This is a genomic window from Caloramator proteoclasticus DSM 10124, assembly GCF_900129265.1.
Taxonomy (GTDB): Bacteria; Bacillota; Clostridia; order Clostridiales; family Caloramatoraceae; genus Thermobrachium; species Thermobrachium proteoclasticum.
The window spans coordinates 25,352-38,496 of the sequence record NZ_FQVG01000003.1; the positions used below are offsets into that span (position 1 = coordinate 25,352).

General features: G+C 29.6%; 8 protein-coding genes. 1 reads left to right on the top strand and 7 read right to left on the bottom strand.

What is annotated here, in order from left to right; genetic code table 11:
* Positions 1-133: 133 nt before the first annotated feature.
* The 5 genes from BUB63_RS01350 to BUB63_RS01370 all read right to left on the bottom strand — a co-directional run bounded on the left by BUB63_RS01350 (position 134) and on the right by BUB63_RS01370 (position 9,186).
* Positions 134-3,334, bottom strand: a complete 3,201-nt coding sequence (locus BUB63_RS01350) for a DEAD/DEAH box helicase (RefSeq protein ID WP_073247687.1) — start codon at positions 3,332-3,334, stop codon at positions 134-136.
* 191 nt (positions 3,335-3,525) lie between these two features.
* Entirely contained in the window at positions 3,526-4,854 is a 1,329-nt protein-coding gene (locus BUB63_RS01355; RefSeq protein ID WP_073247688.1) for an FAD-dependent oxidoreductase, read from the bottom strand.
* A 155-nt stretch (positions 4,855-5,009) separates the two neighbouring features.
* Positions 5,010-6,305: an APC family permease gene (locus BUB63_RS01360; RefSeq protein WP_027308127.1), complete on the bottom strand. Its 1,296-nt coding sequence runs from the start codon at positions 6,303-6,305 to the stop codon at positions 5,010-5,012.
* Between the two features lie 2 nt (positions 6,306-6,307).
* Positions 6,308-7,036, bottom strand: coding sequence for a gamma-glutamyl-gamma-aminobutyrate hydrolase family protein (locus tag BUB63_RS01365; RefSeq protein ID WP_073247689.1), 729 nt, complete (start codon positions 7,034-7,036; stop codon positions 6,308-6,310).
* Positions 7,037-7,200: 164 nt separating this feature from the next.
* The gene (locus tag BUB63_RS01370; RefSeq protein WP_073247690.1) at positions 7,201-9,186 is read right to left on the bottom strand and encodes a sigma-54 interaction domain-containing protein; all 1,986 of its coding nucleotides are present in this window, start codon (positions 9,184-9,186) and stop codon (positions 7,201-7,203) included.
* A 346-nt stretch (positions 9,187-9,532) separates the two neighbouring features.
* Between BUB63_RS01370 and BUB63_RS01375 the strand changes: the two genes are divergently transcribed.
* Entirely contained in the window at positions 9,533-10,714 is a 1,182-nt protein-coding gene (locus tag BUB63_RS01375; protein WP_159431440.1) for an alanyl-tRNA editing protein, read from the top strand.
* Positions 10,715-10,752: 38 nt separating this feature from the next.
* On the opposite strand, the gene hcp is transcribed toward BUB63_RS01375, so the two are convergent.
* Both hcp and BUB63_RS01385 read right to left on the bottom strand, forming a co-directional pair.
* Positions 10,753-12,393: a hydroxylamine reductase gene (hcp, locus tag BUB63_RS01380; RefSeq protein ID WP_073247691.1), complete on the bottom strand. Its 1,641-nt coding sequence runs from the start codon at positions 12,391-12,393 to the stop codon at positions 10,753-10,755.
* A 442-nt stretch (positions 12,394-12,835) separates the two neighbouring features.
* Positions 12,836-13,105 carry an acylphosphatase gene (locus tag BUB63_RS01385; protein WP_027308122.1) on the bottom strand — a complete coding sequence of 90 codons (270 nt, stop codon included), beginning with the start codon at positions 13,103-13,105 and terminating at the stop codon, positions 12,836-12,838.
* Positions 13,106-13,145: the final 40 nt, after the last annotated feature.

The following is a 13,145-nucleotide window of genomic DNA, read 5'->3' on the forward strand; positions in this document are numbered from 1 at the left end:
CATCCTAACTTGTACGTACAACTTTATTTACATTTATATAATATCATGTACGTACAAGTTAGACAATATTTTTTTGAAAATTTTAAGAAAAATTAAATAAGAAAAGATAGGGTGATAGGCACCCTATCTTTTCTTATTTTAATATATCCAATATTTCTTTTTCAGATAATGAACTTATAAAAACTTCTCCTTCTTTTATTATAGAATCAATTAATTCTTTTTTCTTATTTTGTAAATCATATATTTTTTCTTCAATAGAATCCTTAGTTATCATTTTAAATACTTGTACAACTTTCTTTTGACCTATTCTATGTGCTCTATCGGATGCTTGTTCTTCAACAGCCGGATTCCACCAAGGATCTAAATGTATTACAGTATCTGCAGTTGTAAGATTTAAACCTGTCCCTCCTGCCTTTAATGAAAGAAGAAAAATATCTGTTTTTCCATTGTTAAACTCATCTACTATTACTTTTCTTTTAGAAACATCAGTAGAACCATCTAAATATGAATATTTTATCTTTTTCTCCTCAAGAATTTTCTTAGTTAAATCTAACAACGATGTGAATTGTGAAAATATTAAAACCTTATGGTTTCCTTCGATTAACTCTTCTAACAGTTCCTCAAGCTGATTAAATTTTCCACTATCTCCCTTATAATCCTCTAAAAAAATTGAAGGATGACAACATATCTGTCTAAGCCTTGTAAGAAGCTTTAATACCTGTATTTTATTTGATTCAAATTCACCATTTTTTATGAGCCTTTCTACATCTTCCCGAGCCTTTAAAAGATACGCTTTATAAAGTTCATTTTGTTTTTTTGTCATTTCACATATAAGCTTTGTTTCAATCTTTTCAGGTAATTCATTTAACACATCAGATTTTTTTCTTCTTAAGATAAATGGAGCAATTGTCTTTTTTAAATACTCCAATGTATTTTTATCATTATACTTTAAAATAGGTTTTTCATATTTATCTAAAAATTCATTTTTTGAGTATAAAAGTCCAGGTAGTACAAAATCAAATATAGACCAAAGCTCACTTAAATTATTTTCCATTGGAGTTCCAGTTAACGCAAATCTTACTCTACTGTTTATCTTTTTTACACTTCTGGCATTAAGTGATTCAGGATTTTTTATATGTTGTGCTTCATCTAATATACACATATCAAACTCATAGTTTTTATAAAACTCTATATCTCTTCTTATTAATGGATATGATGTTATTATTACATCATTATTTTCTATTTCTGATATAAGTTCTTCCCGTTTTTTTCTATCACCTTCAACTATCAAAACCTTTACTTCAGGAGCAAACCTTTCAAATTCACTCTTCCAATTAAATAGCAGTGAAGATGGTGCAACAATTAAAAATTTCTTGTTTTTGGTTTCACTTAAAATTAATGCAATTGTTTGTAATGTTTTACCAAGCCCCATATCATCCGCAAGGATTCCCCCTAAATCAAGGTTAGATAAAGTTTTTAACCATTTAAAACCTATTACTTGATAATCTCTTAATATATTTTTCAATGATGCAGGAATTTCTATCATCTCTTCTTTTGCATTCTTTATTTTGCTTAAAAAAATATCAATTTCCTTTCTGCCCTCTATATTTAAATGATCACCAAATTTATTTAAAAATGCTAATGCTCTATATTTTGGTATATCAATTTCATTTTCAATTATTTCACTATCTTCAAATTCGTTCAGTATCTTTTTTACTTCTTCTATATTCTTTTCTTCTAAAGAAATTATTTCTCCACTTTTTAACCTGTGATAATTTTTCTTCTCCTTTATTGACTTTAATACATTTACTATTTCTTTTTTATCTATATCACTTATTTCAAATTCAAATCCAATAAGATTACTCCCATTATTTTTTATCTTGGTACTAACTGATATACTTCTTTCTCTATAAATTCCTTTAACAGCATCTGTATAGAATATTTCTGCTAAATCTTTTAAGGCTGGCATTATATGTTTTAAAAACATATATAATCTACCTTCATCTTCTAATACCAAATAATTATTAACCTGCTTAAAGCCTGATTGTTCAAGTAAATTTAATACTTTACCCTCTGCTTCAAAATTTCTGATTATTAAAGAAGTATTTTCGTCACTTGTAAATGCCTTAATCTCTTTTTCTCCATATTTAAATACCACATCTAATTTTATTCCCTTTTTATATTTATCAATATAAATTAAAGTCTTTAAATCTTCTACAACAATTTTCTTGTTTAAATCCCCTTTTATAATTACATTATCACTTTTTATTATTTTAGGTAATTGTTTCAATAGTTCATTTTTTAAAGAACCACTAAACTCAATCATATTATTTCTATCCATCAAATTTGATACATAAAAAGTTAAATCTCTATCGTCTAAAACATATATTTTATTATCTAATAAAAACAAATCTCCCTTCTTATTAAGCTTCATAGGTTCACTATCTCTCTTTAACTTTAAAACAATATTTTCGTTCTTTTCCTCTAACTCAACCATAAAGGGAGCCTTTTTAAACTCAATTTTAACATTTGATAATTCATCATAGCCCACCTTTATATTAATATTTCTTTCTTTTAATTTTTCTAAAATATATCTAATCATATTATTTTTTAAATAAACCGTTTTACCTGAAAATATAACATTTTCGCCCTTAACCGAATAGCCTACCTGTCTTTTCATCGTATCCGCATAATACAGATGCTTTAAGTAATCAATTATTGGTTTATCTTCATCCTTAAAATCGTGTATTATTGGATTGAATACAAATTTTTTACCAAATTCATATTCAACGTTGCTCTCAATAGAATCAATGAATCTTGCTATATTTTTTGTTACATACAACTTATCAAGTCCTACCCTAAGAGTTAATTCTGCATCATATTCTAAGTAACTTGCCTTTATAAATTCAATATCATATTCAACATTTATTTTTAATTTTTCATCACTATCTACATTCTTTTTTAACTTATCAAGCAATAATGTAGCCTTAAAATTATTTTCAATCATATTTTGATCTAAAGGCTGCATCTCATCTTTATTATTTATAATGTAATAATAAAGGGCAGTAATATGTTTGCATACATATCTATATTTATTAAAAAAAGGGCAATCACATTTAACACCTACCTCATTATTTTCACCTTTTCTTTTGAAATTAATAATTGGTGTATATATTTCATTTCCCTCTATTTCACCCATAAATCTTATCTTATCTCCTATTTCCTCTACCCAAACATCAAGGACTCTACCCTGTTCATAATAGGCCTTTCCTCTTTTTAAATATTCCCTATCTAAATTTTCAAAAACATTTTCTAAAAATTCAAAATCAATCATATCTCATTACCTGCCTTCATATTGCATTATAATAAATATCTATGTATATTATAGATATAAAATAGTTATAAAACAAACATAATTTTTTATATTAATATCATTATAAACTTTACATATAAAAAACCCCTACCAAAATATACAATTGTTTTGGTAGGGGTTTAGCTTATAAATTAGATTTATTGATTTCTTAATTAAATCGCATTTAGGCCTGCTATATTTAACAAATTCCAAGGTTTATTGAAATGAGGTTGGAAGAAGAAATCGGTAAAGGCTAAATCCTCAATTGTCATTCCATTTTGTATAAAAACAGACATTGTATTCATAAGTGGTGTCAAATCGTGTTTTGATAATATCTGTGAACCAAGTATTCTTCCTGTATCACTTTCATAAACTACTTTAAGTTTTGCCTTTTCATATGTTGGCATAAACTCTGGTCTATAATTGTCTTCTATTGTAACAGATTGTATATTTAGTCCCTTTTGTTTTGCAACCTCTTCTATTAATCCCGTTGATGCAATATTATAATCATATATCTTAATACCCGATGTTCCTTGAGTTCCTCTCCACTTTATACTTCTGTCTACAAGATTTCTTGCAGCCAATGTTCCCATTCTTACTGCATTTGTTGCAAGCGGTATATATTCATATGACTTAGTAGGATTATACCAAACTGCTGCACAGTCCCCTGCTGCAAAAACATCTTCCCTTGATGTTCTCATATATTCATCTACAATTATTGCTCCATTTGAAAGCATATTAAGTTTACCTTTAAACATTTCAGTTGAAGGTTTAAATCCTACACATACTATAACAACATCTGCATCATATTCACCCTTATCAGTTATAACCCTTTTTACCTTTCCATCTTCACCTTCAAACCTTACTACTGTTTGGGATAAAGCTAAATTAATATCGTGTTTTTTAAGTTCTTCTTCTGCTATATCTGTGAATTCCTTGTCTAAATACTTACTTAAAATTCTCTCCTGCGTATCAATTAAAGTTACATTCTTTCCTTTTTCTCTAAAAGCCTCTACAAGCTCTACCCCAATATATCCTGCCCCAACAACAACTACATTTTGAACCTCTTTTACTTTTTCTATTATATCGTTGGCGTGATAGTAATTCTTAGATAGCAGTATATTTTTTAAATTAAAGCCCTCAATCTTAGGAAGAATTGGCCAAGAACCTGTAGTTATTATTAACTTATCATATGAATCTGTAAACTCTTTACCTGTTTTTAAATCTTTAACACTTACCTCTTTCTTGTCAAAATCAACATCTAATACTTCGTGCTGCATTTTCGTGTCTACACCAAGACTCTTTAAATGTTCTGGAGATGAATAAAATAGCCCCTTAACATCCTTTATAACGCCACCAACATAAAGAGCAATTCCACAGGATAAAAAGGAAATAGTATCATTTCTTTCATAGACGGTTATTTTAGCATCCTTATAAAGCTTAGATGTGTTTATTGCGGCTGCTGTACCCGCGTGGGTACAACCAATTATTATAACCTTCATAATATTCACCCCTTAAAAATATCTTACTTTAATTTTATATTATTTAATAATAATTATCAATAGAATATTTGTATCTTTTTATACCTAAAAAAATCACCATATATAATATGTTTATATATGGTGATTTTTATGTAAAAGTCTGGGGTGAAAATTATTTACATACCTTTAGCTACTCCAGTATTTCTATTTTGTACCCATTTTAAAACAAAATATAATGGTATTCCTATTATAAGTGCACCAAGGCCCCATAACATTTGTTCCTTTGTTGCTTTAGTTAGTAACCATATACTAACTATAACCGAAATTATTGGTAGTAAGCTGCCAAAAGGCATATTATAGGTACTCTTCATACCACGTTTTCTAAATACTATTACAGAAAGACAAGTTGGAATATATTGTGCAAATCTTGATATAACAGATATCATAGCAAGTTGTGTAAATGTACCTGATACTGCAACAGGTATTGCAAGAAGAACAGTTATAATTACAGCTATATAAGGTACGTCGTGCTTATTTTTCTTTGCTATATAATTTGGAAGTATTCCATCCTCTGCAAGTGCAACACCTGATCTTGGGGCATTAAATGAAGCTGCTATGTTTATACCTCCAATTGATAATAGGGTTGCAATTGCTACAAACTTTTCACCAAAACCTCCCATAAATACCTTTGCTGCATCAGCTACAGGTGTTGTACTTTCAGCAAGTGCTCCTCCTAAGATACCAACAGCAATAATTTGAACAAGAATATAGACAATTGATGCTAAAATCATAGTTGCTATAATTGCTCTTGGTATATTTTTTTGTGGTTCATCCATATCTTCTGCTGCAACAGCAATTGATTCAAAACCTGTAAAGGCATAGAAGATTAGAATAGCAGCTGAACCTATAGTTGCACCGCTTGTTCCATTAGGAAACATAGGAGTAAAATTTCCACCTTTTATAAAGAATAAACCTATAATTACAAATAAGATGAGAGGCAATAATTTAGCGACTGTTACAATATTATTTAAATATTTTGTAGCTTTTACACCAGAAATATTAACTAATCCAAGTCCCACCAAAATTGTTGTTGCAATTAGATTCTTTGCAATGGGCGTTGATGCTGCTGGTATAAATTTCGATAATGCTGTTGCAAATCCTACTGCCATTGTTGCCCAAGCAATGATGCTTATTGCCCATTTCATTATTCCAACTTCAAAACCTACAAATTCTCCAAATGCTTCCCTTGCATATACATAGGGGCCTCCATTTTTATTAAAAAGACCACCAACTTCAGCAAAACATAACGCCATTGACATAACCAACAAAGTATCAAAAATATAAATCCATATACTTCCTGGTCCTATTATCTTCATAGCCTTACCTGGCAAAAGATATATTCCTGAACCAATAACACCATTAATACCTAATAAAACTATACTCCAAAAACCAAACTTTTTACTATCTCCCATAACTACTCCCTCCCTGCAAATTTAATGAATTCCTCAAACAGTTTTATCATATTTGATTTTGGATTTTGAACCATCATTTCTGGATGCCATTGAACTCCTACTACAAAATCTTTACCTTCAAGTTCTATTGCTTCAACTATATTGTCATCTGAGAAGGCAACCGCCATAAGTCCTTGTCCTAACTTTTTAACACATTGGTGATGATATGAGTTTATAAAGGTCTTTTCACCAAATATTTTATATAGTTTTGAACCCTTATTAAAACTAACACTATGGGTTGGTGTACTTCTTTTTGCTGATTGTACGTGCTTAATATATGAACCTTCAACCTGCGATATATCCTGATATAAACTACCACCAAGTGCTACATTTAACATTTGCATACCCTTACATATACCTAAAATTGGTATATTTTTGTCCAATGCAAAATTTATGCTCTTAAGATAAAATTCATCTATTTCTGGATACGTATAGTCCTGATGTTTTGAAGGTTGTTCACCATAAAGTAGTGGATTTACATCAAATCCTCCTGATAATATTAGACCATCTAATAAACTTATTTGTTTTGCAATAATTTCTTCCTCCAAATTCATAGGAACAATATAAGGTACTCCACCCACCTTAATTATTGCGTCAATATAATCGTAATTAACATATGCTCTCTCAATACCTGGCAATATTCCTCCTTCCATTATTAGTATGTTTCCTAATACTCCGATTACTGGTCTCATCTTCAACGCCTCCTTTATATAAAAATAAGCAAATTTGATGCCAAATTTAAAATTTCTAACTTTTTTGTAATTTGAATAATATATTAGTCTTGTTATTCATTATATAAAATTCATTTATATATTTTAGCCTCATTACAATCAAAAAGAAACGGGAAAAAATAGACCTATTTTATCCCGTTTCTTGTCCAATTTAAAAACATTCTACCCTTATTATTAATTTTCGTTCCACTTCTGCCTATATTTTTATTAATCATTCCTAAATCATTAAGCAATTCTAATATTCCCCTTACTTCCCCTTCACCTATATACGATAATTTTTCACTTATACACCTTCTTCCAACGCCTTCACTTTTTTCTATACATTCAAGTACATCCAAAACCTTTTCAAAATTATAATTATTTTTTATAAAATCTAATTCCTTATCAAAATTTAGTTCTGAGTTTAAAATATATTGTGGCAAATCATTTAATGCAACCCTTTCAAATTCCAATGCATTTAAATAGATAGCAATATTTTTAAGTTCCCTTATATTGCCTGGCCATCTATAATTTAAAAGTAACTTCTCTACTTCATTTTCAAACTTTATATCTCTTTCAAGATAACATTTTAATAATGGCATTATATCTTCTCTTCTTTCCCTAAGTGGAGGTAAATTTATGGGTAATACATTTAGTCTAAAATACAAATCCTCTCTAAACAAACCCTGATCTACTAATTTTTTTAAATCTTTATTTGTAGCCGCAATAACCCTAACATTAACATTAATAATATTCTCTGAACCAACCCTCATTATCTGTTTCTCCTGAAGAACCCTTAAAAGCCTTGTCTGAAGCTTTAAAGGCATATCCCCTATTTCATCTAAAAATATAGTACCATTATTGGCTATCTCAAAAAGACCTGTTTTTCCTTCCTTTAATGCCCCTGTAAATGCACCCTTTTCATATCCAAAAAGTTCACTTTCTAATAAATTTTCAGGCAGTGCAGCACAATTTACTGCAACAAAGGGATAATTAGAACGATTACTATAATTATGAATAGACTGTGCCATCATCTCCTTTCCTGTACCACTCTCTCCAGTAATTAATACTGTATAATCTGATTTTGAAATTTTTTTAGCTATATCTATACATTCCTTCATCCTATTAGAATATGTTATAATCATATCAAAATTGTATTTTGCATAAAAACCCTTTTCTCGTATCTTTTTTGATATATTCTGTTCTATCCTTTTTATATTTGTAATATCTGCAAAGCTTATTATATATCCCGATTTGTAATTTAAATATTTAATAGGTTCCTTATTGACACTAAAAATTTGGTTTCTGTACCTTATTATTTCACCCTTTATCTCATCCTTTTTAATTAAATTATCTATTTCTTCATTATTAAAAATTAAACTGCTACCTATTTTAAAGTTAAATAAATTATTAAAAGAACTGTTAGTTAAAACAACCTTTTCCTCATTATCAACAATAGCAATAGCATCCTGTATATGTTCAATTAGAACCTCCAATTGCTGCCCCTTTATAAATAAGTCCATATATTGTCTTTTTATACCCATATCCTTGCTTACAATACCTTCAGAATACTTTATTAAATTTTCTTCTATCTCTTTATCCTTTATTTCTAAACAATTAAATATTTTTAAAAATGTTGCTATATCAATACACCTATGACCTACATCTATTGTTGTTTCAATAAAATCTGGCACCTTGTCACTCTCTCCTGGCGTTATTGCCACCTTTACATCTTCATATACTTTATTATCCAAATAAGGTATTAGTTTTAAATGACTTATACCTATTCTATGAAGTAAGTTAACTGTTTCAATAGTAGTCTCTTTAGTATCATTAACTACTAAAACCTTTGTATCATTTGGGATTGCAGCAATTTTATAGATTTCTTTTTCTCTTAGTGTTCTTTCTATAACAATAATACAACTCTCTATTGAAGCAAATTTTTGAATTTCGTACGCCTTTTCATCTATCATAACTAAAATTACATTATCTTTTATCTTTTCTCCTTCCTTCATTTCATATAAATAATAGTTATTTATATCAATCTTATTAGCAAAAACTTCATTTAAGTTTTCACGTAAAAACTCAGATAGCGGGCCTTTTCTATTTGTAACAAGTGCAATACTCTTCAAACCTATCCCTCCTTAAGTACGGGTAAAATATAACAAAGCCTTATTGGAATTAATTTTTCATTTGCAATTTATTTTTGTTATCGAAAACTTTTAAAAAAAGTAAAGCATTAACATTATTTTCTTATACATATAATTTTATGTTTATAAACAATAAAATAAAAATCAATCATATAAAGCTTATATTGTGTTATGTTAATAAACAAAATTAACTTATTTATTCAAGATACCATTTAACAATACCATTAAAAAAGTTATAATATACTTAATATTTCATATATTGTTTTGTATATTATTGGAAATGTCACAATTCACCTGGGTGGCACTTTTGAGAAAAGGGGAGGATATAATGCAAAAACTATATTATGAAAATCCATATATTTTTGAATGGGAGGCCAAAGTAGTAAACCAAAGGGAAAAGGATAATTTTTATATTGTTGAACTCTCTACCACATCCTTTTATCCAGAAGGTGGTGGACAGCCAAGGGACTATGGAACAATCGATGGGATTGAGGTTGTTGATTTATTTGAAGAAAACGATACAATCTACCACGTTGTTAACAAAAAAATTGAAAAGAATACTGTGAAGTGCAAAATTGATTTTGAAAGAAGATTTGACCATATGCAAAACCATACTGGTCAGCATCTTCTATCCTCTATTTTTATAGAACTTTATAATGCTCCAACTAATAGTTTTCATTTAGGAGATGATTATGTAAGCATTGATGTAGGTTTAGAAAATATAACAGATGAAATGGTTAAAAGGGTTGAAGATAGAGTAAATGAGCTGATTTTTAAAGATATACAAGTAAAATCCTATATATTAGATTATGATGAAGCTAAAAAATTACCTTTAAGAAAGCTTCCTCCTACAGATGTTGATATAAGAATTGTTGAAATAGATGGAATAGACTACTCTCCCTGTTGTGGTACCCACGTTAGAAACCTTGGGGAAATTGGAATGGTTAAAATATTAAAGACTGAAAAATATAAAAATATGACAAGAGTATATTTTAAATGTGGCAGAAGGCTACTTAAGGATTTTCAAGAAAAGAATTCAATAATAAATAACCTAAACAAAAAATTATCTGTTCCACAAAATGAAATATTAGTTAAAATTGATTTAATGCAAAATGAAATAAAAAATCTATCAAAGGAATTTAATCTACAAAGGGAAATAAACTCAGAATATATTGCAAAGGACTTAATAAATAAATGTGAAGGGGATATAATTTCAAAAGTATATGAAGATAAATTGTTTGATGAAATACAAATGATAGCAAATAAAATATCTTCTTTATGTAGCAAAGTTGTTATTCTATCATCTATACCTGATAAAAAAGTTATACTCACCCACAATGGCAATATTAAAATAAACTGTGGACAAATTTTTAAGGAGATCTTACCAAATTTTAATGGCAGAGGTGGAGGAGGGCCAAAATTTGCCCAAGGAAGTTTTGAAAATATGAACGATATAAATAATTTTATTGAAAATTTAATAGATAAAATAAAGAATGAATCTTTAACTTAAAAAGGACAGTAGGTTTTCCTACTGTCCTTTTACATTTATTATCCAATCATAATCTTAATATCATCATCCACGTTTGTTATTCCACCTATCCCAAAGTTTTCAACAAGAACCTTTGCAACATTTGGTGATAGGAAGGCTGGTAGTGTTGGTCCAAGGTGAATATTCTTAACTCCAAGGTATAATAGAGCTAAAAGTACAGTTACTGCCTTTTGTTCATACCAAGCAATATTGTATGCAATTGGTAATTCATTTATATCATTTAATTCAAATACTTCCTTAAGCTTTAGTGCAATTACTGCAAGTGAATATGAATCATTACATTGTCCGGCATCTAAAACTCTTGGAATTCCTGCTATATCCCCAAGTTCAAGCTTGTTATATCTATATTTTGCACATCCTGCTGTTAAAATTACAGTGTCCTTTGGAAGCTTCTTTGCAAATTCTGTGTAATAATCTCTTGACTTCATTCTTCCATCGCAGCCAGCCATAACCACAAATTTTCTGATTGCACCACTCTTTACTGCTTCAACAACCTTATCAGCAAGCTGTAGTACTTGATTGTGGGCAAATCCTCCGATTATTTCACCTTGCTCTATTTGTACAGGTGGCTTACACTTCTTTGCGTGTTCTATAATTTCACTAAAGTCTTTATTACCATTTTCATCTTCCTTAATGTGCCTTACACCTGGGAATCCTACAACACCTGTTGTATATAATCTATCCTTATATGAATCCTTTGGTGGTACTAAGCAGTTTGTTGTCATTAGAATTGGTCCATTGAATAATTCAAACTCCTTATCTTGTAACCACCAAGCATTTCCGTAGTTTCCTACAAAGTGTTCATACTTCTTAAATGCTGGATAGTAATGGGCTGGAAGCATCTCTCCGTGCGTATAAACATCTACACCTGTTCCCTTTGTTTGTTCAAGTAATTGTTCTAAATCCTTTAAATCGTGTCCACTTATTAGTATTGCTGGATTGTTTCTAACACCTATATTTACCTTTGTAATCTCTGGATTACCATAGGTTGATGTATTAGCCTTATCAAGCAGTGCCATAACATCAACAGCATACTTTCCTGTTTCAAGTGCAAGTGAAACAAGTTCATCTGCACCAAGTGTATCATCTAAAGTTGAAGCAAGTGCCCTTTGCATAAACTTAAATATTTCCTTATCAACGTGTTTTAAAACATAGGCGTGATTTGCATATGCTGCCATTCCCTTAACACCATAAGTTATAAGCTCTCTTAGGGATCTTATATCTTCATTTTCTGTTTTTAATATTGAAACTTCCTCTGCCTTCTTTTGTACGTCTTCAATAGAAACTATAAAATTTGCTGCATCGTGAGTTAAACTTGTTATATCTATTCCTTTTTCCTTAAGTTCATTCTTTATATCTTCTCTAATTTTTATACCTTCTAATACTCTTTCATATATAACTTTGTCGTCAAAATTTACATTGGTAATAGTTACAAATAAACTCTCCATTATAAACTTATCTACATCATCTCTTTGGATTCCATTTTCCTTTGCTGAAAGGTTTACCATTGATAAGCCCTTTAGTGTATACATAAGTAGGTCTTGGCTCTTTGCAACCACATCGTTCTTACCACATACACCTCTTAAGCTACATCCCTTTCCACCTGCAGCCTCCTGACATTGATAACAGAACATACTCATCCGAATCCCTCCTAAAATTTATTTATGTCTTAATTATACTTGCTATATTTTGGGGATTCAGTGATTTATATCACATAAATAAATTTTTATATGTTTATTATAAAAAAGCACCGTAAATTACGGTCAGGCTGTTGAAAAAGTTATATATTGAGTAGCCCCATGAAGGATTTCTTGGGCATCGATTCTACGGCTTAAGCAATTCTAAGCTTTTCTTTGTTTGAAAAAGTCCTGCCCTCGCGATGCCATCGTCCTGATGGCCGCTCGGCTCGGCACGTCCTGTGCCGAATTACGGACTTTTTCAAAGTCGAAAAGCAATAATTGCTAAAGCTCATGAAATATGCCATTTTGAAATCCTTTCATGGGGCTTTTTCATATTTTAGCTAACAAACATGTTTATCAACAATCTGACCGTAAATTACGGTGCTAATAAACAAAAATACTATTAGTAAAGTATCTTAAATTTTTTATCTCCTTTTACATCTACTTGTTCTTTATCTATATCATCAATCCTTGAAAATCCATTTCCCTTTAAGATTAATTCTAAAAATTTATATATTTTTTCCTCTTCTCCCTCAACTTCTGCCTCAACTGATCCATCATCTAAATTTTTCACATAACCACTTAATCCTAAAGTATATGCTTTTGTATAAACAAAATACCTAAATCCAACTCCCTGAACTCTACCATAAAATTTAAATCTATACCTCTTCATAGAAACACCCCATAAAAAATTTGGATAATTTCACATTTCA